General features: G+C 68.6%; 19 protein-coding genes. 11 read left to right on the top strand and 8 right to left on the bottom strand.

Going from position 1 to position 20685, the window contains the following annotated elements; genetic code table 11:
• Window positions 1-489: 489 nt before the first annotated feature.
• Window positions 490-3084, top strand: coding sequence for a bifunctional lysylphosphatidylglycerol flippase/synthetase MprF (mprF, locus tag U4Y91_RS20350; RefSeq protein ID WP_321806580.1), 2595 nt, complete (start codon window positions 490-492; stop codon window positions 3082-3084).
• Complete coding sequence (locus U4Y91_RS20345; protein ID WP_321806579.1) at window positions 3081-4358, top strand: virulence factor family protein; 1278 nt, start codon at window positions 3081-3083, stop codon at window positions 4356-4358. The genes mprF and U4Y91_RS20345 overlap by 4 nt, the downstream gene beginning before the upstream one ends.
• A gap of 73 nt (window positions 4359-4431) precedes the next feature.
• Here U4Y91_RS20345 and U4Y91_RS20340 read toward each other — a convergent pair whose 3' ends face one another.
• The 5 genes from U4Y91_RS20340 to U4Y91_RS20320 form a co-directional block, all read right to left on the bottom strand.
• The gene (locus U4Y91_RS20340) at window positions 4432-4896 is read right to left on the bottom strand and encodes a DUF934 domain-containing protein (RefSeq protein ID WP_321806578.1); all 465 of its coding nucleotides are present in this window, start codon (window positions 4894-4896) and stop codon (window positions 4432-4434) included.
• A complete protein-coding gene (locus U4Y91_RS20335) occupies window positions 4893-6677 on the bottom strand; it encodes a nitrite/sulfite reductase (RefSeq protein WP_321806577.1) in 1785 nt (594 codons plus the stop codon). The genes U4Y91_RS20340 and U4Y91_RS20335 overlap by 4 nt, the downstream gene beginning before the upstream one ends.
• Before the next feature lie 267 nt (window positions 6678-6944).
• Window positions 6945-7346, bottom strand: a complete 402-nt coding sequence (locus U4Y91_RS20330) for a hypothetical protein (protein ID WP_321806576.1) — start codon at window positions 7344-7346, stop codon at window positions 6945-6947.
• A gap of 101 nt (window positions 7347-7447) precedes the next feature.
• Window positions 7448-8881, bottom strand: a complete 1434-nt coding sequence (locus U4Y91_RS20325; RefSeq protein WP_321806575.1) for a PLP-dependent aminotransferase family protein — start codon at window positions 8879-8881, stop codon at window positions 7448-7450.
• Entirely contained in the window at window positions 8878-9399 is a 522-nt protein-coding gene (locus U4Y91_RS20320; protein WP_321806574.1) for a hypothetical protein, read from the bottom strand. Before U4Y91_RS20320 ends, U4Y91_RS20325 begins: the two co-directional genes overlap by 4 nt.
• A 184-nt stretch (window positions 9400-9583) precedes the next feature.
• Between U4Y91_RS20320 and U4Y91_RS20315 the strand changes: the two genes are divergently transcribed.
• Complete coding sequence (locus U4Y91_RS20315) at window positions 9584-10708, top strand: extracellular solute-binding protein (protein WP_321806573.1); 1125 nt, start codon at window positions 9584-9586, stop codon at window positions 10706-10708.
• Entirely contained in the window at window positions 10705-12480 is a 1776-nt protein-coding gene (locus tag U4Y91_RS20310; protein ID WP_321806572.1) for a diguanylate cyclase domain-containing protein, read from the top strand. Before U4Y91_RS20315 ends, U4Y91_RS20310 begins: the two co-directional genes overlap by 4 nt.
• A gap of 100 nt (window positions 12481-12580) precedes the next feature.
• Here the strand turns inward: U4Y91_RS20310 and U4Y91_RS20305 are convergent, their stop codons facing one another.
• Window positions 12581-12880, bottom strand: coding sequence for a DUF4148 domain-containing protein (locus tag U4Y91_RS20305; protein ID WP_321806571.1), 300 nt, complete (start codon window positions 12878-12880; stop codon window positions 12581-12583).
• A 279-nt stretch (window positions 12881-13159) separates the two neighbouring features.
• Window positions 13160-13417, bottom strand: coding sequence for a hypothetical protein (locus tag U4Y91_RS20300; RefSeq protein WP_006478949.1), 258 nt, complete (start codon window positions 13415-13417; stop codon window positions 13160-13162).
• 265 nt (window positions 13418-13682) lie between these two features.
• Between U4Y91_RS20300 and U4Y91_RS20295 the strand changes: the two genes are divergently transcribed.
• Both U4Y91_RS20295 and U4Y91_RS20290 read left to right on the top strand, forming a co-directional pair.
• A complete protein-coding gene (locus tag U4Y91_RS20295) occupies window positions 13683-14579 on the top strand; it encodes a LysR family transcriptional regulator (RefSeq protein ID WP_321806570.1) in 897 nt (298 codons plus the stop codon).
• 136 nt (window positions 14580-14715) lie between these two features.
• Entirely contained in the window at window positions 14716-15348 is a 633-nt protein-coding gene (locus U4Y91_RS20290) for a LysE family translocator (protein WP_321806569.1), read from the top strand.
• Between the two features lie 205 nt (window positions 15349-15553).
• Here U4Y91_RS20290 and U4Y91_RS20285 read toward each other — a convergent pair whose 3' ends face one another.
• Window positions 15554-17239, bottom strand: coding sequence for a metallophosphoesterase family protein (locus U4Y91_RS20285; protein ID WP_321806568.1), 1686 nt, complete (start codon window positions 17237-17239; stop codon window positions 15554-15556).
• Window positions 17240-17544: 305 nt separating this feature from the next.
• Here U4Y91_RS20285 and U4Y91_RS20280 point away from each other — a divergent pair, with 305 nt between their 5' ends.
• The 5 genes from U4Y91_RS20280 to U4Y91_RS20260 all read left to right on the top strand — a co-directional run bounded on the left by U4Y91_RS20280 (window position 17545) and on the right by U4Y91_RS20260 (window position 20663).
• Complete coding sequence (locus tag U4Y91_RS20280; RefSeq protein WP_321806567.1) at window positions 17545-17844, top strand: YXWGXW repeat-containing protein; 300 nt, start codon at window positions 17545-17547, stop codon at window positions 17842-17844.
• A 217-nt stretch (window positions 17845-18061) separates the two neighbouring features.
• Window positions 18062-18826: an RNA polymerase sigma factor gene (locus tag U4Y91_RS20275; protein WP_321806566.1), complete on the top strand. Its 765-nt coding sequence runs from the start codon at window positions 18062-18064 to the stop codon at window positions 18824-18826.
• Window positions 18823-19242: a hypothetical protein gene (locus tag U4Y91_RS20270; RefSeq protein WP_321806565.1), complete on the top strand. Its 420-nt coding sequence runs from the start codon at window positions 18823-18825 to the stop codon at window positions 19240-19242. The genes U4Y91_RS20275 and U4Y91_RS20270 overlap by 4 nt, the downstream gene beginning before the upstream one ends.
• Complete coding sequence (locus U4Y91_RS20265; RefSeq protein WP_321806564.1) at window positions 19239-19742, top strand: periplasmic heavy metal sensor; 504 nt, start codon at window positions 19239-19241, stop codon at window positions 19740-19742. Before U4Y91_RS20270 ends, U4Y91_RS20265 begins: the two co-directional genes overlap by 4 nt.
• A gap of 75 nt (window positions 19743-19817) precedes the next feature.
• On the top strand, window positions 19818-20663 hold the full coding sequence (locus tag U4Y91_RS20260; protein WP_321806563.1) for a GNAT family N-acetyltransferase: 846 nt from the start codon (window positions 19818-19820) through the stop codon (window positions 20661-20663).
• Window positions 20664-20685: the final 22 nt, after the last annotated feature.

Below are 20685 nucleotides of genomic sequence, written 5' to 3'. Positions count from 1 at the left end.
CGCGTTGAGCCGCGGCCATCATGGTTAGCCTATCTGCTTGATATCGAGTCGCCCCGGCCTCCCTGCACACGGGAGCAGCGGAGTGCCGGAAAAATATGATCCGCTTCCTTGAAGGTATTTGACCCCATTCAAGTGGGCCCGCTCGGGCTTGCGGATTCGTGCTCGTCGCGGCGCCCCGTACGGCAGATTTCTCCCAAATGCATCACAAGTCATTCATCCGATGAAAAAACCGCCTGCGTTCCCGGTATGATGCGCACCGTGCGTTTGTCGGCCGCACGATTTTTATGTGAAGTTCACGCGCCGGCCAGCCACAAATCCGCACAATGCGAACCTGAAAGATTTTGTAATATAAGACCCGTATACTTGTAAGTTCTGATTCAGGCGCTCCCTGCCTTTTCTTCCGGCCGACCGCCCACGCAGAACAACCAGATTCGTCGCCGCGAGGCCACCCTGCGCCGCGACAAGCTACGCACCACCACTGAACACTCTATGTCTTCCCGCCACCCTGGCCAGCCCGGCCGTGCCGCGGCGGCGATCGCCCGTGTCGCGACGCTGATCCGCAACGAGCGCGTGCTGTCGCCGCTGCTCGCGCTCGGCATCGGCCTGCTGCTGATCGTGGTGTTCCAGCACCTGTCCGAATCCGTCGACTACCGGTCGGTGATCCGCCAACTGCGCCACCTGTCCGCGGGCGAGTGGGGCGCGTCGCTTGCCGCGACGGCCCTCAGCTATCTCGCGCTCGTCGCCCGCGATGCGGTCGGCCTGCGCTACGTCGCCGCGAAAGTGCCGCGCGCCGCGCTGTGGATCGGCGCGATCGCCGGCTCCGCCCTCGGCAATGCGACCGGTTTCGGCGCGCTGACGGGCGGCGCCGTGCGCGCGCGCGTGTACGGCGTGTCGGGCGTCACACCCGCGCAGATCGGCCGGATGACCGTCTTCACCAGCGGCACGCTCGCGCTCGCACTGGTGCTGATGACGGCGGTCGGCATGGTCTGCGTGCCGCAGACGCTCGCCGCGATGCTGCATGTCGCACCCGGCGTGCTGACGTGGAGCGGCGCCGCGCTGCTCGTGGTGCTGGCCGTCATGACGATGCTGTGCGGCAACGCCGCGCGCCCGGTCGTCACGCGCTTCAAATGGCTCGCGTTCGACGTGCCGGCGCGGCGCGACCTCGTCGCCCAGGTCGTCTATGCGGTGCTCGACGTCGTGGCCGCGGGCCTGACGCTGTGGGTGCTGCTGCCGGCCGCGCCAGTCGGCTTGCCGACTTTCATCACCGTGTACGCGGCCGCGCTGCTGCTCGGGATGATCGGCCATACGCCCGGCGGGATCGGCGTGTTCGAGGCCGCGATGGTCTTCACGCTGGGCCGCGAAGTGCCGGCGCACACGATGGTCGCCGCGCTGATCGCCTATCGCGCGATCTACTTCGGCGTGCCGCTCGTGCTGTCGGCCGGCCTGCTGGCCGGCTTCGAGGGCCGCGCGCTGCGCCGCCGGCTCGTGACGCGGCAGGCCGCGCGCGTGTCGCAGCTGGCGCCGCTGTTCCTGAGCCTCGTGACCTTCGCGGTCGGCGGGATGCTGGTGATCTCGAGCGCGACGCCCGCGTTCTGGCACCGGATCGCGATCCTGCGCAACATCGTGCCGCTGTGGGTGCTCGAAGGCTCGCAGGTGATCTGCAGCGTGCTGGGCGTCGCGTTGCTGTTCGTCGCGCGCGGGCTGCTGCGCCGGCTCGACGGTGCATGGTGGATGACCTTCGCGCTGACGCTCGCGAGCCTCGCGCTGTCGCTGGCCAAGGGCCTCGCGTTCGTCGAGGCCGGCGTGCTCGGCGCGCTGCTGGTGCTGCTGCTCGTCAGCCGCCGCCGCTTCAACCGGCATTCGTCGCTGCTCGCCGAGCGCTTCACGGTGAGCTGGTTCGTGTCGGTGACGATGGTGCTCGTGCTCGCCGTGTGGGTGCTGTGCTTCGCGTTCCGCGACGTGCCTTACACGCGCGATCTGTGGTCGCATTTCGCGTTCGACGAGCGCGCGCCGCGGGCGCTGCGCGCGACGCTGGCGGCCGGTGTGTTCGTCGCGATGTTCGCGCTGTGGCAACTGCTGCGGCCGGCGCCCGGGCGTTTCGTGAAGCCCGCTGAGCAGGACCTGATCGACGCGGAGCAGATCATCCGCGCGCAGGAGTGCAGCGATGCGGGCCTCGCGCTGATGGGCGACAAGTCGTTCCTGTTCTCCGAATCGCGCCGCGCGTTCCTGATGTATGCGAAGAACGGTCGCACGTGGGCCGCGCTGCACGATCCGGTCGGCCCGCGCGAGGAATGGCCGGCGCTGATCGGCAAGTTCATCGCGCTGGCGCACGCGCACAGCGGCCGCGCGGCGTTCTACCAGGTGCGCGCGAACGCGCTGCCGCTGTATCTCGACGCGGGGCTCACGCTGATGAAGCTCGGCGAGGAAGCGCATATCGCGCTCGACCGGTTCGACCTGAAGGGTTCGAACCGGTCGCACCTGCGCTATGCGCTGCGCCGCGGCGACAAGGACGCGCTGACGGTCGAGGTGATCGCGCCGCCCGACGTGCCGGCCGCGCTGCCGTCGCTGCGCGACATCTCCGACGGCTGGCTCGACAGCCGCGACGCGCGCGAGAAGAGCTTCTCGGTGGCCGCGTTCCACGACGGCTATCTCGCGACGCAGTCGGTGATGCTCGTGCGCCAGGCCGACAAGCCGATCGCGTTCGTCACGTTCATGACGACCGACCTCAACACCGAGGCGACGGTCGGCGTGATGCGTCATCTGCCGGACGCGTCGCCGTATGCGATGGAGTATCTGTTTACGCAGCTCGCGCTGCATCTGAAGGAAGCGGGGTTCCGCAAGCTGAGCCTGGGCATCGCGCCGTTCTCGGGGATGGGGGCGGCGAAGATGCCGTCGCCGTGGCACCGGTTCGGGCTGATGGTCTGGCGCTTCGGCGGCCGCTTCTACAACTTCCGTGGCTTGCGTGCATTCAAGAGCAAGTTCGAGCCGCACTGGGAGCCGCGCTATCTCGCGGCCTCGGGCTCGGTCGGCGTGTTCGTCACGCTCGCGGATCTGTCCCTGCTGGCTGGAGGTCGGCGTTCATGATGTTGAAGAAGGGTATCGCGCGGGCGGCAGCCGCCTGCGCGGGAATGATGCTGGCCGGCGCGGCGTTCGCAGCGCCGGCCGCGGCGAAACCGGAAACCGTGTCGGGCGGCCGCTACGGCCCCGTGACCGTGACGAAGCCGGGCGGCCCGCTGCGCGGCTTCGTCGTGCTGTTCTCGCGCGGGCGGGGCTGGGGCGCCGCCGACCAGCAGGCGGCCGACGCCCTCGCGAAAGCGGGCGCGATGACGGTCGGGGTGGATTCGGAGCGCTATGCGGCGAACCTCGCCGCGAAGCAGGAAACCTGTCACCACCTCGACGGCGATGCCGAAGCGGTCAGCCACCAGCTCGAACGCCTCGCGCAATCGGCGCGTTACTACACGCCGATCGTCGCGGGCGTGGGCCAGGGCGGCGCGATCGCGAAACAGATCCTGTCGATGGCGCCGGAGAACACGATCGCCGGTGTCGCGTCGGTCGCGCCGGCGGCGAAGCTCGATGCGCGCTTCAAGCCGTGCCCGCCCGATCCGACGATCGTGCGCCGCGCGATGCCGGGTTTCGTCGAAACGGCCGCGGCCGGCGACACTGCGAAGCTCGTGTCGCTCGTCACGTCGCACCTGCACGACACCAGCAGCACCGACGAGCTCGACGTGTCGGACCTGCCGCTCGTCGAGCTGCCGGCCAAGGGCGGCAGCGACCGCCTCGCGATCGTGATCTCGGGCGACGGCGGCTGGCGCGATCTCGACAAGACGATTGCCGAGGCGCTGCAGCGCGACGGCGTGGCGGTGGTCGGCATCGACAGCCTGCGCTACTTCTGGAGCGAGAAGCCGCCCGCACAGGTGAGCCGCGACCTGGCGCGCGTGATGCGCACCTACATGGCGCGCTGGCATGCGAACCGCGTGGCGCTGGTCGGCTATTCGTTCGGCGCGGACGTGATGCCGTTCGCGTACAACCGGCTGCCGGCCGACCTGCGCGACAAGGTGGCGGTGATGTCGCTGCTCGGCTTCGCGCCGGCGGCGGATTTCCAGATCCGCGTGACGGGCTGGCTCGGGATGCCGGCGAGCGACAAGGCGATGAAGGTCGCGCCGGAAATCGCGAAGGTGCCGCCGCGGCTCGTGCAGTGCTTCTACGGCGCGGAAGAAACGGACACGATGTGTCCGGCGCTCGCGAATACCGGTGCCGACGTGATCAAGACGGGGGGCGACCACCACTTCGGCCACGACTACATTGCGCTCGAGAAGAAGATCCTCGGCGCGTTCGGCAAGCCGGTGGCGGCGCGCTGAACGCCGGCGCCCGCTGCGCGGCGGGCGCGGCGCTTGCGGTTCATCGGACGGGCGGCCTGCGGGCCGCCCGTTTTCATTTCCCGGCTTGCGTCTCGACTTGCGTCGCCGCGTCCTGCCGCGGCGCCGCCGTTCTCGCATCGCGCTGATAGAAGCCGGGAAACCGGTCGAGCTGCCGGCGCGCGGCGGCCAGATCGACATCGGCGCCGAGCACCGCGCTCGAAAACCCGGTGCGCTCCATCAACAGCAACTGATCGACCAGCACGTCGCCCGTCGCGCGCAGGTCGCCGGCGAAGCCGAAGCGCTTGCGCAGCAGATACGCCTGGCTGTATGCGCGGCCGTCGGTGAAGGACGGGAAGTGCAGGTCGATGCGCGCGGCCTGCGCGATGCGTGCGGCGAGCGGCCGCAGCTCCTCGTCGTTGCCGATCGCCAGGGTCGTGCGTGTCGCGGTGTCCGGCGCGTTCGTATCGTCGGCGTGTTCGGCCGGCGTCAGCAGCCGGATGCGTGCGTTTGCGTTCACTGTTTCGTCGCCCGGTTTCATGCGTGCTCCGCCTGGTCACGGGCATCGTTGGCCGCGGCCTTGAAGGGCTCGGCGCCGATGCGGCGCACCGTGTCGATGAATCGTTCGCTGCGGCCGTCGGCGTCGAGCCGTGCGTCGAGATAGACGTTGACGAGCGCGTCGACGACATCGACGATCTCGTCCGCCGAGAACGACGGGCCGATCACCTTGCCCGGTCGCGCGGGGCCGCTCGCGCTCGAGCCATCCGAGCCGCCGAGCGTCACCTGGTACCACTCGGCGCCGTCCTTGTCGACGCCGAGGATGCCGATGTGCCCGCTGTGATGATGGCCGCAGGAGTTGATGCAGCCGCTGATGTGCAGGTCGATGTCGCCGACGTCGTGCAGCATGTCGAGATCCTGGAACCGCTCGGCGATCGCATCGGCGATCGGGATCGAGCGCGCGTTCGCGAGCGCGCAGAAATCGCCGCCCGGGCACGCGATCATATCGGTCAGGAGTCCGACGTTCGCGCTGGCAAGACCGATCGCGCGCGCATGCTCCCACAGCAGGAACAGGTCGTCGACGTGCACCCACGGCAGCACCACGTTCTGCGTATGCGTGACGCGTGCCTCGCCGGCCGAGAAGCGCTCGGCGAGTTCGGCGAGCGCGTCGAGCTGCTCGGGCGACGCGTCGCCGGGCGCCTGCAGGCGGCGCTTGAACGACAGCGTGACGATACGCAGCGCCGGGTCGCGATGTGCTGCGACATTGCGCGCGAGCCAGCGCGCGAAGGCCGGATGGCGGCTGGCGTGCGCGGACATGCGCGCTTCGACGTCCTGCAGGTCGAGCGTGCGGGGCGCGAGGCGCGGCGGCACGAACGATGCCGCGATGCGGTCGAACTCGGCCTGCGGGATCGTGTGCGGGCCGCCGTCATGCTCGACGATCTGGCGGAATTCTTCCTCGACATCGTCGATATAGCGCTGTCCCTCGCTCTTCACGAGGATCTTGATGCGCGCCTTGTACTTGTTGTCGCGCCGCCCGTAGCGGTTGTACACGCGGACGATCGCCTCGATGTAGTTCATCACCTGCTGCCACGGCAGGAACGCGCGCAGCAGCGTCGCGATCAGCGGCGTGCGGCCCATGCCGCCGCCGGCGCTCACGCGAAAGCCGAGTTCGCCCGCGTCGTTGCGCACGAGTTTCAGCCCGACGTCGTGCCAGTCGGTCGCAGCGCGGTCCTCGGCCGCGCCGGTGATCGCGATCTTGAACTTGCGCGGCAGGAACGCGAATTCCGGATGAAGGGTCGTCCACTGGCGCATCACTTCGGCGAACGGGCGCGGATCGGCGATCTCGTCCGGCGCGACGCCCGCGCGCTCGTCGCACGAAATGTTGCGGATGCAATTGCCGCTCGTCTGGATCCCGTGCATGTCGACGGTCGCGAGCAGGTCCATCACGTCGGCCGCCTTCGCGAGCGGAATCCAGTTGAACTGCACGTTGGTGCGGGTCGTGAAGTGCGCGTTGCGGGTCGGCAGGCGCAGCGTGCCGAGCAGCGCCTGCGCGTCGCAGGCGGCGCGGTAGGTGGCGTCGTCGGGCACGTCGTAGTCGCGTGCGATCCGGGCGAGCACGCGCAGCTGCGCGCTCGACAGTTCGCCGTACGGCACGGCCACGCGCAGCATCGGCGCATGGCGCTGCACGTACCAGCCGTTCTGCAGGCGCAACGGCCGGAACGCATCCTCGCTCAGCGTTCCGTGCTGCCAGCGTTCGAGCTGGTCGCGGAACTGGGCGGCGCGACTGTGCACGAGCGCCCGGTCGAATTCGGTATATCGGTACATGACGTGATACGCGAGAGGAGCGGCGGCGCAGGAGCGCGCGCCGCTCGGGAGGGGACGTTGCGACGGGTGTCGGGCAACAGGGACAGCGTAGGGAACGCGGGGCGGCGGGACAAGCAGCAGATCGGAACGGAAAGGGCGCAGCAGATCGGAGCGGAAACGGCGCAGATCGGAATGGAAAGGGCGCAGCAGATCGGCGGGGCGCGCCGGTGTGCGCCGGTGTGCGCCGGTGTGCGCCGGGGCATGCGTTGCGCATGCCCCGCGTCGGGTTCAGGCTTGCGCCGGCGCGTCGACGATCAACGCCGGATCGAGCGCGCGGATGCGCTGGTCGATGAAGTAGCCGCCGCCTTCCTGATAGCGCAGATAAAGCCGGCCGCACGATACGCAGCGGCTGACGTTGCAGCGGTTGTACGGAAAGTGGCGCGGCGCGATCGGCGCGTCGTCCGACGCATAGCGCGTGCCGGCCGGATGATATTCGTCGAAGCTCGGCTCGGCCTCGCCGGGCGGCGCAAGCGTGGCCACTTCGGTCAGTTGCGTGTCCTGCAGCGACAGCGGCAGGGTCGTCCAGCCGGCGAGCGATGTTCTCGTGCACGTACACGGCTGCGCGACGTGTGCCGCTTCGGCCACCAGTTTCAGCAACGCGTCGTGATCGAGGTAGGGCAGTTGGCTCATGGGCAATCGTGAAGGAGCGGCGGGATCAGCAATGTAACCCGCGCGCAGCTTCGCTGCATGGACGTGATGCGGGCGGCGCGCAGCGTGCGCACGAGGCGCGATCAGCCTGACTTGCGTACCGCCGGCCCGGCGACCAGTTCGCCGAGCACGCGGATCGCGCGCTCGATGTCGCGGCTCCACGGATGGCCGAAGTTCACGCGCACGCAGTGCTCGAAGCCGTGCGCGGCCGAGAACAGCGGCCCCGGTGCGAAGCTGATGCCGCGCGCGATCGCCTGGCGGTGCAGTTCCATCGCGTCGATCGCGTCGGGAAACGACAGCCACAGGAAATACCCGCCGTCCGGCCGCACCCACTCGACGCCGGGCGGCAGCCAGCGCCGCAGCGCGTCGTCCATGCGCGCGAGCTGCGCCTGCAGTGTGCCGCGCAGCTTGCGCAAGTGACGATCGTAGCCGCCGTGCTCCAGATAGTTCGCGATGCCGGCCTGCGCGGGAATGCTCGCCGACAGCGTGGTCATCAGCTTGAGCCGCTGCACCTTCTCCGCGAACCGGCCGGCGGCGGCCCAGCCGATCCGGTAGCCGGGCGCGAGCGTCTTCGAGAACGAACTGCAATGCATCACGAGGCCGTGCCGGTCGAATGCGCGCGCGGGCAGCGGGTAGTCGGGGCCGAAATGCAGCTCGCCGTATACATCGTCCTCGATCAGCGGCACCTCGCGTGCGGCCAGCAGCTCGACGAGCGCGCGCTTCTTGTCGAGCGACAGCGTGACGCCGGTCGGATTCTGGAAATTGGTCATGAACCAGCACGCGCGGATGTCGTGCCGGTCGAGCGCGTTCGCGAGCGCATCGAGATCGAGGCCCGTGCGTCGATCGACGGGAATCTCGACCGCGCGCAGGTCGAGCCGCTCGATCGCCTGCAGCGCCGCATAGAAACCGGGCGACTCGACCGCGACGACGTCGCCGGGCCGCGTGACGGCCATCAGGCACAGGTTCAGCGCTTCGAGCGCACCGTTGGTGACGACGATCTCGTCGACGGGCTGCGCGACACCCGTTGCCAGATAGCGCCGTGCGATCTGCTGGCGCAGCGCCTCGCTGCCGGGCGGCAGGTCGACGACCGTGCTCCACGGGCTGACGAGCCGCGTCGCCTGCGCGAGCGATTTCGCGAGGCGCGGCAGCGGAAACAGCTGCGGCGCGGGAAATGCGGAGCCGAGCGGCACGATGCCGGGCTGCGTCGCGGCGTCGAGCACCGAGAACACGAGGTCGCTGATGTCGACCTTGCGCGTGGCGCCGGCGCGGCTCGCGCGGCGTTTCGCGGGCGGGTTCGCCGCCGGGCCCGCGCCCGGCGCGACGTAATAGCCGGAACGCTCGCGTGCGCGGATCAGCCCCCACTGTTCGAGCAGGTAGTACGCGCGAAACACCGTCGACTGGCTCACGCCATGCTGCGCGATGATCTGCCGCAGCGACGGCAGGCGCGTGCCGACCGCGAGGTTGCCATTGCGGATTTCGTCGGCGATCGTCTGGGCGAGGGTTTCGTAGCGTTTCATCGGCGCGGGCGGGGCATGCTTGGTGCCGCTCGCGCGGGGCCGATGCGGCGCCGCGCCGGCGGGCGTGCGTCATTGTCCGACGAGCGGCCCGAAAAGGAAAGCGCGACGGCCGCGGCCGGTCGCGCTGTCGTGGCGATGCCGATGCGTGCGCATCCGTCGCGCGTGATCGCGGCGTTCACGCCGGCGTGGCGCGGATGCGCATGCGATGGCGCGACGCGCAGGCATGCGGAGGTGGCGATACGACGCGACGGATGACCCGCGTCGCCGAACGTACCGAACGCGCCGAACGCACCGAACGCACCGAACGCACCGAACGCACTGAACGCACTGAACGCACTGAACGCACCGAACACACCGAACACACCGAACACACCGAACACACCGAACACACCGAACACACCGAACACACCGAACACACCGAACACACCGAACACACCGCATGCATGCGCAGTACATGCAGCCGTGGCCCGTGGCTGCAGCGGAACCGGCACCGGCACACGTCGAGTCTTGCCTTTCACCTGATGATTCTCCGTTCGCGTGGCCGGGTTCGCGCGCGTGCGGCGACATGCGATCGCACGCGTCCACGGATGACGTGCGCCGCATGAGCGGATGCAGTGCGCGTGCGGCTTGTTCCAATTGCGCGGCGATATTTTTTGTGGTCTTGTTGCACGATCAAGCATCGACTAAAAAAAGGACAGTCGAATGCATACGGGGAATTCGGACGAGGACCGATTGATCAGGGGAATCGGCGCGTGCCGGCGTGCGCGCCGCGCGGCATGCCGGTGGCTTGTCGTCTTGACGCTGGGCTGGCAGGGCCTGCCTGCCTGCGCCGCTTCCCCCGAGACCGTCAGCGACAACATACTGCGTGTCCTTGCATGGCCCGGCTACGCGGACAACGATGTCGTCAATGCATTTGAGACGCACTTTCATGTGCACGTCGAAGTGACCTTCGTCGATTCCGACGAAGCGTTGTGGACGCGGATGCACAGCGCGTCGCCGCCACCATACGACGTGCTTGCGGCCAACACGGCCGAGATCCAGCGCTATGCGAGCGACGGCCTGCTCACGCCGATCGACCTGTCGCAGGTCCCCAACCGTCGGCGGCAACTGCCGAATTTCCAGCAGCTCGCGACGATCGGCGGACTCGTGCGAAACGGCTCGACCTATGCGATTCCGTTCACGTATTCGTCGATGGGACTGATCTACGATCGCAAGCAGGTGCCGGTCGCGCCGCACTCGATGGTGGAACTCTGGAATCCGCGTTACCGCGGCAAGGTGCTCGACTTCAACAGCGCGCAGCATAATTTTTCGTTCACCGCGCTCGCGCTCGGCTATTCCGACCCGTTTCACCTGTCGCCCGCACAAACGCTTGCCGTCGCGCACAAGCTGGTCGAACTGCGGCGCAACCTGCTCACGTATTACACGCTTCCGGAAGAGGCGACCACGCTGTTCGTCCAGCATCGCGCGGCGCTGATGTTCGGCAACTATGGCACGCAGCAGGTCGAACAACTGCGTCGCGCCGGTGCGGATGTCGGCTACGTGATTCCGGACGAAGGTGCGCTCGCGTGGCTCGACTGCTGGGGCGTCACGCGCGGCGCGGAGCATCGCGAACTGGCGTTCGCATGGATCAACTACATGCTCGAACCGGCGATCGGCGTGCTGCTGACCGAACGCCAGGGGCTCGCGAATACGCTCAAACCGCCACCCGGTCTCGAGGCCGGTCACCAGCACCTCGTCTGGATCCAGCCGGTCGAGGACATCGCGCGGCGTGAGTCGCTATGGAGCCGCATCGTGTCGGGCGACCGGCCGGAGCGGTTCGAAAAATGATCAGGCTCGGGCTCACGTGGAAGCTGTCGATGCTGTTCGCGTGCATCGGCGTGATCGCGTCCGGCACGACCGGCTACTACACCTACCGCGCGAACCGGACGATGCTCGTGCAGGAAGCGCAGCACAGCCTGCTGATGTCGACGCACTTGCTCGGACAGCGCTTCACGACCGCGCTGTCCGACGTGGCCGACGATGTGCTCGTGCTCGCGCAATTGCCGGCTTCGGCGTCTGTCGTGGGCGGCGAAGGCACCGATCGCGCGCCGCGCACGCGGCTCGAACAGGTGTATTACAGCTTCATGAAGAACCACCCCGAGTACCTGCAGATCCGGCTGATCGCGCGCGGGGATTTCGGGCTCGAGCGGATCCGCGTCGATCGCGACGCGCACGGCATCGTCGTGTTGCCTGAGAGTGCGTTCCAGGAAAAAGGGCAGTTTCCCTACGTATTCGATACGCTTGCGACGGCGCCCGGTCATATCTACCTGTCGCCGATCGCGATCAATCACGAGACCGGCTCGCATGCGGCCGAAGGGCTGCCGATCCTGCACGTGGGCACGCCGGTGGTCGACGAAGGCGGCCGGGTCGTCGGCGCGCTGGTCGTCGACGTCGAGCTGACGCGCATGTTCGACCGGCTCGAACGCGATCTGCCGCCAGACTACGTGGTGTATCTCGCGAACAAATGGGGCGATTTCCTCGTGCACCCCGATCCGTCGCAGATCTTCGGCTTCGATCGCGGGCGCCGCGTGCTGATGCAGGACAGCTTCCCCGACACGCGGCTGTTGTTCGTCGGCGCGCGCACGAACGTGGCGCTCAACGGTCTCGCGCAGCCCGACGCCGCACCGGGCCAGATGTTCGCGTTCGTGCGCACGCCGTTCGGCAACAACGAGGGCAACCGCTTCGTGGTGCTCGGCATGGCGCGTCCGCTCTCGGACGTGCTGGCGCCGGCCGGGATTCTCGGCGAGCGGATCATCCGGATGGTGCTTTTGATGAGCGTGGCGGCGGTGATTCTCGCGATCCTGTTTGCGAGCGCGATCACGCGGCCGTTGCAGATGCTCGCGCGCGCGGCGACCCACGTGTTCGACGATCCGGCCGCCGAACGGTTGCCCGTCGCGCGGGCCGACGAGATCGGCGTGCTGGCGCGCTGTTTCGACAGCATGCGCGTCGAGATCCGCACGCAGGTCGCGATGCTGCGCGCGAAGCAGCTGGAGCTTGCGCACCTCGCCGGTCACGACCCGCTGACCGGCTTGCCGAACCGCCTGTTGTTCATGGAGCATCTCGATGCCGCGATCCGGCATGCGGCCGCGGTGCGCGAGGGCCTGGCGGTGATGTTCGTCGATCTCGACCGCTTCAAGCAGATCAACGACCAGCACGGGCACGCGGCCGGCGATCGCACGCTCGTCGCGGTCGCGAAACGGCTGAGCCTCGCGCTGCGCAGCGGCGACATGGCCGCGCGGCTCGGCGGCGACGAATTCATCGTGCTGATTTCGGACGTGCGATCGCCCGCGGTGATCGGCGATATCGCGTCGCGTATCCAGATCGTGATGGCCGAGGAACTGGAATTCGGCGACCGGCACCTGGCCGTGGGCGCGAGCATCGGCGTCAGCGAATATCCGGCGGATGGCGCGTCGGCCGAGGAACTGCTGGTCAAGGCCGACGCGGCGATGTACGCGGCGAAGGGGGCCGCGCAGCGCGCGTGCGTGCGTTACCAGGAACTGCTGGGTGGCGGTATCGCCACGGACGACGGCGGCCGCGTGGCGGCGGAGGGCAGCCGCTGACGGCAGGCCGGCCCGGCGCGCGGCAAAAACGCGGCGAGCCCGTCACGGGACGGGCTCGCTGGATCCGGGCGGACCGCGCGCGATGCGCGCGGCGGCGGACTTAGTGGCCGAAGTAGACCGAGTCGCGCGCGTTGCGCACCTTGACCGCCGGTGCGCCGCCCTGGACCACCGGGGCCGGCTGCGCGCCGTAGCCGCTGTTGTCGGCAGCGTGCGCGCGCGCTTGCGCGGCCTGGATGTCGGCCGGGTAGTACGGGCTCGACTGGCTCGGCTTGTAGCCGGTGTTTTCGAGCTGGACGAGTTCGTTGCGCACCTGGGCGCGCGTCACGGTGCTTTGGGCGAAGGCGCCGAACGAAGCGGACAGGGCGACAGCGGCGACGACTGCGGAAACGAGCGATTTCATGATGACCTCCGATGTTCTATTGGGTTCGCCGGCGACACCATGTCGTAAGCGATTGATTACATCGTAGGCGTCGGTGGATCTAGGGTAAACGTGGATTCCAGCGAAAGATCATTGCCGGTGAGGCAACAATTCCAACATGGAATCGATCGGTCCCCATTGCGCGTTGCGGGAATTGCAAACTGACGGCGGGCGAGGGCGGCGAGACACCGCGCACGGGCGAACGCCCGGTGGCGGGGCGCCGGCAGGTGGGTCGGCAGGCGGGGGGAGGGCGTTGCCGGATCAGACGCCGTCGTCGTCGATTTCCTTGCGCTCGCGGCGTTCCTCGTTGCCGCGGCGCGCCCGCAGGCGCTGGCGCGACAGAACCGCGATCACCTGCTGGGTGGGCGCGCCGGACGGCAGCTCGTTGCGGATGCGATCGGGCACCATCGGCAGGCCCGCGCGCTGCCGGCGCAGTGCCTTCGCGATTGCCCGGCGGCATTCGTCCCCGTGGCAATCCCATTCATCGCGGATTCTCTGGCAATAACGGCATTGTTCCATCGGGACAGTCTAACGCGTCTTGGGGATCGGAGCTGAAGGTGCAGCGGACGGCGCTTGGACGGGCGGGCGCGAGGCGGTCGTTGTCTGCGCGTGTCCGGCGACGGCATTCGACATGATTCGAGGCTGAATCTTGCCCGAGCGCGGCGCGGGCATCGGGCGCGGTCACGGGATGGCGCGCCATCGAAGCGCTGCCCCCGGTTCAATCCAATTCATGATGCGTCGCTCTATCATGTGAAAAATACATGCACCGCTACAAGGAGGCGAGATGACGCTTGCGCAGTTGCAGGCCCTGGCTGCCGTGGTCGAACTCGGCTCGCTGACGGCCGCGGCCGACCGGCTCAGTCGCAGTCAATCCGCGATCAGCCACGCGTTGACCGAACTGGAGGACATCACCGAGGTCAAGCTGCTGTTGCGCGACCGCCAGCCGGTCGTCCTGACCGCTGCCGGAGAACGCCTGTGGCCGTACGTGCAGAACGTCGTCCGGGAAGCGCAGACACTGCGCCAGCAGTTCGGCCTGGCGCGCGGCAAGCTCGAAGGGCGGCTGGTGGTGGCGTCGCTGCCGAGCGTCTCGCTCGCGTTCGTCGTCCCCGCGCTCGAGGCGTTGAAGGAGGCGCACGAGGGCGTGACGGCGGTACTGCTCGAAGGCACCGACGCGGAAGTCGAAGGATGGCTCGACGACGGCACCGCCGACATCGGCGTGGTCGCCGGCACGAAGACCTTCGCGCACCACCTGCCGTTGCTCGACGAGGACTTCGTCGCGGTGGCGGCGGACGGCATGTTCGACGGCCGCGAGAGCGTGTCCGCGAAACGGTTGTCCACGATGCCGTTCATTTTTTCGAAGGCGGGGTGCGGGCCGGTCATCGCGGATTACTTCGCGCGCAACGGTGCATCGCTTCGCGCCGCGTTCAACGTGGTCGAGATGCGGACCATTCTGTCGATGGCGGAGGCGGGAATGGGCGTGTCGATCGTCCCGCGCATCACGCTCACCTATACACGGTTCGGCGGCCGGGTGCTGGCGTTGTCGCCCAGGCTGCACCGTTCCGTGCGGCTGGCGTGGAACGCGAGCGGCAACGCGGTCGCCGACGCATTCGTGAAACTGGTCGACGCGCAACGCGCGAAGGCGGGAAAGGCGATGCAGGCACGCGCGAAAAAGGGCAAGTAGCGGGTCGGCGGTACGAGGCGATGACGGGGTGAAGCGCGCTCATGGACGACTTGCAGTTTATTCATGCTGGCAGCCGTCGACATGCAATATATTGCTGGACACTCGCCCTGACTTCATCGCCCCGAAGGAGACTGCCATGCCGGCCTTGCCCACCCTGATTGCTTTCGGACTCGTATCGCTCGGCATGGTCCTGACGCCCGGCCCGAACATGCTTTACCTGATCTCCCGCTCGATCTGCCAGGGCCGCCGTGCGGGGCTGGTGTCGCTCGGCGGCGTCGCGCTGGGGTTCGTGTTCTACATGTTCTGCGCGGCATTCGGCATTACCGCGCTGGTGATGACCGTGCCGTACGCGTATGACGCGCTGCGTTTATCCGGCGCGCTGTACCTGTCGTATCTCGCGTGGCAGGCGCTCAAGCCGGGCGGCCGCTCCGCGTTCCAGGTGCGGCAACTGCCGCACGACAGCCGCGCACGGCTCTTCACGATGGGCTTCGTCACCAACCTCGCGAACCCGAAGATCGCGGTGATGTACCTGTCGCTGCTGCCGCAGTTCATTGCGCCTGGGCGCGGCAGCGTGCTCGCGCAATCGCTGGCACTGGGCTGCGTGCAGATCGCGGTCAGTGTCTGCGTGAATGCGCTGATCGCGAGCATGGCCGGCTCGATCGCGGGGTTTCTTGCCGGTCGGCCCGTCTGGGCGCGGGTGCAGCGCTGGTTGATGGGGACCGTGCTGGCCGGACTGGCCGTGCGTATCGCGCTGGAATCGCGAAGCTAGGGGCACGGTAGCGGCAACGCGGCTTGCGGTGGAAACCGGCGCGCCGATGCGCATGCAAGGTGCGGCGGTCGAATCGACGCAGCCGCTCCGCATGGCGCAGCCCGTCACGTATTCGCCGTATCCATCAGCGCGTCGCGCGCGCCGTCCCGCACGCGCCAACCCCGGCCGCCCGCCGCGCGATCACGCGCCGCGGGCGGCCGTCGCATCAGCGCTCGCGGCGCTTCTTGCTCAGCTCGATCGTCTCGAACAGCTCGTACTGTGCGCTCGGGTGCTGATCCGCGCCCGGCGCATGGTAGTAGCGCATCGTGATCGTCGTGTGGCCGCCCGGCTTGCCCGGATCGTGGTCGAACACGGCGATCCCGTAGCCGGTGCCCGTATCGCGGCGCGCGGACCAGATCGCATCCTCCAGCGCATCGGCCGGCTTGCGCACGAACGTGTTCGGCGCGGCGCCCGGCACCGGCCGGTTCGGCCTCGTGAAGACCTTGGCCTGCGCAAAGCCGGTCGCCGGGTTCTCGCCGTACACGTCGAGCGGCGCACTGGTGCCGCCGCCGCCGAGGATCAGGTGGATCGTGCCGTGGCTCGTGTCGAAGGTCGTGCGGTCGGGATCGGTCGACCCGACGGGACGCGGCTGCAGCGTCTCGACGACTTCGCCGGTCGATGCATCGACGCCCGCGCGGTGATTGCAGCCGCGCACCGGGTAGCTGCGCTCGTAGTCGTGATCGTGACCGCACAGCACGAGGTCGACGCCGTAACGGTCGAACAGCGGCAGCCACGCCTCGCGGATGCCCTTGTCCGAGCCGTTGCCCGTCTTCGACGAGCTCAGCGCGTCCTGGTGCATCTGCACGACGATCCAGTCGATGTCGTCATCGTGCGACGCTTGACGCAGCGTGTGCTCGAGCCAGCGCGTCTGCACGCCGTCGCTGTAGCCGCGCACGTAGAACGACGTGCCCGGTTCGATCGGCGCGCGGCCGGTGCTCGCGGCCGGCACGAGCGGAGCGGGGCCGCCGACGAACGCGGCCGCATCCTGGTACACGACGTCGTCGGCGTCGAGCGAGATGAACAGCACCGAGCTCACGCGGAAGCTGTACCAACGGCCCGGAAAGCGCGTGCCGTTCTCCGGCAGCGTGTAGCGCGCGAGGTACGAGTCGAGCCCCTGCGGGCCGTTGTTGAATTCGATCTCGTGATTGCCCGGGCACGGCATCCACGGGCGGTTCGCGGCCGACGTCTGGTTGTTGTTGCCGAAGTCGCGCCACACCTCCGGCTGATGCGCGGGGTTCAGGTTCGCGTAGCAGAGGTCGCCGTTCAGCAGGTGGAACAGCGGCTGGAACTGCTCGACGGCCTGCACCGCGAAGCGGCTTTGCGGCGACGACAGCACCCATGCGCCGTTCGGCGTCGCGAGGTCGCCGTAGCTCGTGAAGCGGAACGGTGCGCGCCCGCGCGGCGCGGTCGTGAAGGTCGCGGCAAACGGCTGCGCGGAATTGCTGTCGTTGTCGGCCGTCAGTTCGTAGCGGTAGCGCGTATTCGGCTTCAGGCCGTGCACGCGTGCGTGGTACGTGAACACCGTTTCGCCGTTCAGGCCGTCGGTGTAAAGGCGCTGCACGCCGTGCACGGTGCGTGCCGGTTCGCCGTCGGCGACGATCCGCGCCCGCGGATTGACGGCCGGCGCGAGCGATGCCCACGAGATCGCGACTTCCGACGTCGGGTCGCTGCCCCATGTCAGGTGCACCTGTTCGGGGGTGCCGTCCGGGTTCGACCCGGCGGCACGGGCGCCCGCGAGCCCGCCCGCAGCGGTGGCGAGGCCGGAGACGCCGGCCAGTTTCAGGAAGCCGCGACGCGATACGGAAGCGGCCGGCTCATTCGACTCGGCGGGGAAGTTGTCCTGGTTCGACATGATCGTATTTTCGTTGAGTGGCACGCGAAATGCGGAACCGTCCGGCCGTGCGCGAGCGCGTCCGGGGCGTGGGCCGGAAACGAGCGGGATCCCGGTGAAACGCATTGTCGAAGCGCAGTTTTGCCGGGTTGTGACAGACGGTCATCCGCGCCCGGACCCGATGCATCGCCGGGTGAGTGTGGCGTTGCCGGTGCGGAGGAAATTTATTTGTGCGCGTCGCGACGGATTTTTCCGCATGCGTCGTTTAACGAACGAACGGCCACGTCCGGCCATCACGTTCGCGACACGACGCTTCGGAGTCTTGCATGAAACTTTCCATTTCATTACGGTTTGCCGCGGGATGCGTGGCCGCGCTGGCGACCTCCGCCGCATTCGCGCAGGCCGTCATCGTCGCGCCGGTCGCGCCGCCGCCGCCGCGCGTCGAAGTGATGCCGGCGCCGCGCGCGGGCTACGTATGGGATCAGGGCCACTGGCACTGGCGGCAGGGCCGCTACGTGTGGATCCCCGGGCATTGGCAAGCGGTGCGCGTCGGCTATCGCTGGGTGCCCGGGCACTGGGCCGCGCGCGGCCCGAACTGGCGCTGGGTGCCGGGTCACTGGGCGTGACGCGCAAGGTGCCGCGCGGCGCGCAGCGCAGGTGCGGCGGGACTTCCACACAACCTTTTCCGTCGAGCCATGCCGTTTCGAACCATCGTGATCCTGACAGCCGCGGCCGTCGTGCTGGCCGGCTGCGTCGTGGTGCCGGCGCGTCCGGTGTATTACCGGCCCGCGCCGGTCGTCGTATATTGATCGCGCCGGCCGGCTGGCGATCGACAGGATCGATATGCCGTTCGAACCGGATGTCGACGAAACCGGCCTGGCGGATGCCGGGCACGGCGCGCGACGCGCCGTGGACGCGCCGGCATGGCGCCGTGCGGCGCCGGCCCGACGCATGCAAGGAGAGCACGACGATGAGCTTCAGCCGGACGGCGGGCCTGCCCGCCGGCAGCATGCGGCGTGCGCGCCGCGCATGGCGGAGCAGCCCGCGTTGAGCGACGCCGATCCGGACGCGGAACTCGTCGCGCGGGTCGGCGCGCGCGACACGTCGGCCGTGCGCGTGCTCGTCGCACGCAAGCTGCCGCGCCTGCTTGCGCTCGCGACGCGCATGCTCGGCGACCGGACCGAAGCCGAAGACGTTGCGCAGGAAACCTTCCTGCGGATCTGGCATCACGCGCCGCGCTGGCGGGATGGCGAAGCGCGCTTCGACACGTGGCTGCATCGCGTGGTGCTGAACCTGTGCTACGACCGGTTGCGCGGGCGGCGCGAGGAGCCGGTCGACACGCTGCCCGACGTGCCCGACCCGCAACCCGAGCCGGCCGCGCACGCGGAGTTGCGCGCGCGCGATGCGCGCGTGCGCGAGGCGCTCGCCGCGTTGCCGCCCAGGCAGCGGGAAGCGCTCGTGCTCCAGTACTATCAGGACATGTCGAACGTTGAAGCGGCCAACCTGATGGGCATCACCGTCGATGCGCTGGAAAGCCTGCTCGCGCGCGCGAGGCGCAACCTGCGCGCGCAACTGGCCGGCGACCCACCTAGCGAGGACAAGCGATGACACCCGAACGATTCCGTACCATCGTCGCCGCGTACGGCTCGGATGCGCGGCGCTGGCCGCGCGACGAACGCGCGGCGGCCGAAGCGTGGGCGCAAGCGCATCCGCGCGACGCGCTCGCGGCGCTCGACGATGCCGCCGAGCTCGATGCCTGGCTCATGCAGGATACGGTCGCGCCGCCCGCGCCGGCGCTCGTCGAACGCATCGTCGCGTCGGCGCCCGCGCCGCAGCGTGCGCGGCGCCGGGGCACGGTGTGGTGGTCGGGCGCGGCGTTCGCGGGCGTCGGGCTGGCCGGCGCGCTGGCGGGCGCGGTGGCCGTGTCGATGCTGATGCTCGGCAGCGCGCCGATCGCGCAACACGAACCGGGCTACCTGACGACGACGTTCGGCGGCCCGGGCATCGACGGAGGCGACGAATGAGCGAACGCGGCTGGAAATTCATGCTCGTCGGGTCGGTCGTGTTGAACGTGTTCATGTTCGGTGCGATCGGCGGCGGCGCGTATCGGTGGTTTTCGACGCATCGTGGCCTGGATGGGGCCGGGATGCCCGGACAGCGTACGGCATTGCGGTTCGCCGCGGACGAATTGTCCGACGCGCGTCAGCAAGCGTTTGCGACGGCGCTGAAGGCGGCGCGCAAGGAAGGCCGGGATTCCGCGCGGGAAGGGCGTGACGGGCGGATCACGGTGCTGGATCTGCTGGCGGCGCCGCAGCTCGATCGCGCGGCGATCGACGCGGCGCTCGATCGGACGCGGGCGGCCGATAGTGCATTGCGGGGGCAGGTCGAGCGCAGCATCGTCGATTTCGCGGCGACGCTGACGCCGGATGAGCGCGTGAAATTCGTCGACGGGTTGCGGCGCAGCGGGAACTGGCGGCTGCCGGCGAGGTTTCAGAAGAAGCGCGACGCGGCGGGGAGCCAGTAACTGGCGTGGCGTGACGATGCGTCATGCTCGCGAATCGGTTGGCGGCGATCTCGAGTGCCGCGACGGAGGCGAACCATGGATCGAAGCGAAGACTTGATCGTGCGCACCATGTCGGCCGACGAGGTGGCCATGTCGGTCGAATGGGCGGCAGCCGAAGGGTGGAACCCTGGCCTGCATGATCCGCCGTGTTTCAGGGAAGCGGACCCGGCCGGTTTTTTCGTCGGCGTGTGGCGTGGCGAGCCGGTCGCGTGCCTTGCTGCCGTCGCGTATGACGAACGCTTCGGCTTCATCGGTCTGTACATCGTGAAACCCGGGTTTCGCGGCAAAGGCTTCGGCATGCGAATCTGGCGGCACGGCATGCGTTACCTGGGAGACCGCAATATCGGTCTCGACGGTGTCGTGGCCCAGCAGGCGAACTACCGGAAGTCCGGGTTCCGGCTCGCGTATCGCAACATCCGCTATCAGGGGCGCGTGGACGGCATCGGATGCGCGCACGTGGCCGCGGCGGCCGATGTCCCGTTCGAGCAGTTGCTGGCGTACGATCGCCAGTGTTTTCCTGCGCCGCGCGCGCGTTTCGTCTCCGCGTGGCTCGCGCAACCGGATGCCGTTGCGCTCGCAACGGTCGACGCGGGTCGCATCATCGGATACGGCGTCGTGCGCCGCTGCAACGCGGGCTGCAAGATCGGCCCGCTGTTCGCCGATGACGCCGGCGTCGCCACGGGGCTGTTTCGCGCGCTGGCGGCGCGCATGCCCGGCGAGGTGATCGTGCTGGACGTGCCGGAAACGAATCCCGCGGCCGTCGCGCTGGCGGAACGGCACGGCATGTCGAGCGTCTTCGAAACCGCGCGGATGTATACGAAGGAAGCGCCCGCGATCGCGATCGACCGCGTGTTCGGGGTGACGTCGTTCGAGCTGGGGTGATCGCCGCAGTTGATGTCATGTC

Source organism: Burkholderia sp. BCC1993 (assembly GCF_905339865.1).
GTDB lineage: Bacteria > Pseudomonadota > Gammaproteobacteria > Burkholderiales > Burkholderiaceae > Burkholderia.
This window is presented reverse-complemented; position numbering and strand designations above follow the sequence as displayed.

Bases quoted from the DNA above. Each gene is read 5' to 3' on its own strand.
- U4Y91_RS20265 (WP_321806564.1), top strand. From the start codon at position 19,239: ATGAGCGAACGCGGCTGGAAATTCATGCTCGTCGGGTCGGTCGTGTTG.
- U4Y91_RS20270 (WP_321806565.1), top strand. From the start codon at position 18,823: ATGACACCCGAACGATTCCGTACCATCGTCGCCGCGTACGGCTCGGAT.
- U4Y91_RS20310 (WP_321806572.1), top strand. From the start codon at position 10,705: ATGATCAGGCTCGGGCTCACGTGGAAGCTGTCGATGCTGTTCGCGTGC.
- U4Y91_RS20325 (WP_321806575.1), bottom strand. From the start codon at position 8,881: ATGAAACGCTACGAAACCCTCGCCCAGACGATCGCCGACGAAATCCGC.
- U4Y91_RS20280 (WP_321806567.1), top strand. From the start codon at position 17,545: ATGAAACTTTCCATTTCATTACGGTTTGCCGCGGGATGCGTGGCCGCG.
- U4Y91_RS20260 (WP_321806563.1), top strand. From the start codon at position 19,818: ATGGATCGAAGCGAAGACTTGATCGTGCGCACCATGTCGGCCGACGAG.
- U4Y91_RS20300 (WP_006478949.1), bottom strand. From the start codon at position 13,417: ATGGAACAATGCCGTTATTGCCAGAGAATCCGCGATGAATGGGATTGC.
- U4Y91_RS20330 (WP_321806576.1), bottom strand. From the start codon at position 7,346: ATGAGCCAACTGCCCTACCTCGATCACGACGCGTTGCTGAAACTGGTG.
- U4Y91_RS20290 (WP_321806569.1), top strand. From the start codon at position 14,716: ATGCCGGCCTTGCCCACCCTGATTGCTTTCGGACTCGTATCGCTCGGC.
- U4Y91_RS20345 (WP_321806579.1), top strand. From the start codon at position 3,081: ATGATGTTGAAGAAGGGTATCGCGCGGGCGGCAGCCGCCTGCGCGGGA.
- U4Y91_RS20275 (WP_321806566.1), top strand. From the start codon at position 18,062: ATGCCGTTCGAACCGGATGTCGACGAAACCGGCCTGGCGGATGCCGGG.
- U4Y91_RS20295 (WP_321806570.1), top strand. From the start codon at position 13,683: ATGACGCTTGCGCAGTTGCAGGCCCTGGCTGCCGTGGTCGAACTCGGC.
- mprF (WP_321806580.1), top strand. From the start codon at position 490: ATGTCTTCCCGCCACCCTGGCCAGCCCGGCCGTGCCGCGGCGGCGATC.
- U4Y91_RS20315 (WP_321806573.1), top strand. From the start codon at position 9,584: ATGCATACGGGGAATTCGGACGAGGACCGATTGATCAGGGGAATCGGC.
- U4Y91_RS20340 (WP_321806578.1), bottom strand. From the start codon at position 4,896: ATGAAACCGGGCGACGAAACAGTGAACGCAAACGCACGCATCCGGCTG.
- U4Y91_RS20335 (WP_321806577.1), bottom strand. From the start codon at position 6,677: ATGTACCGATATACCGAATTCGACCGGGCGCTCGTGCACAGTCGCGCC.
- U4Y91_RS20305 (WP_321806571.1), bottom strand. From the start codon at position 12,880: ATGAAATCGCTCGTTTCCGCAGTCGTCGCCGCTGTCGCCCTGTCCGCT.
- U4Y91_RS20285 (WP_321806568.1), bottom strand. From the start codon at position 17,239: ATGTCGAACCAGGACAACTTCCCCGCCGAGTCGAATGAGCCGGCCGCT.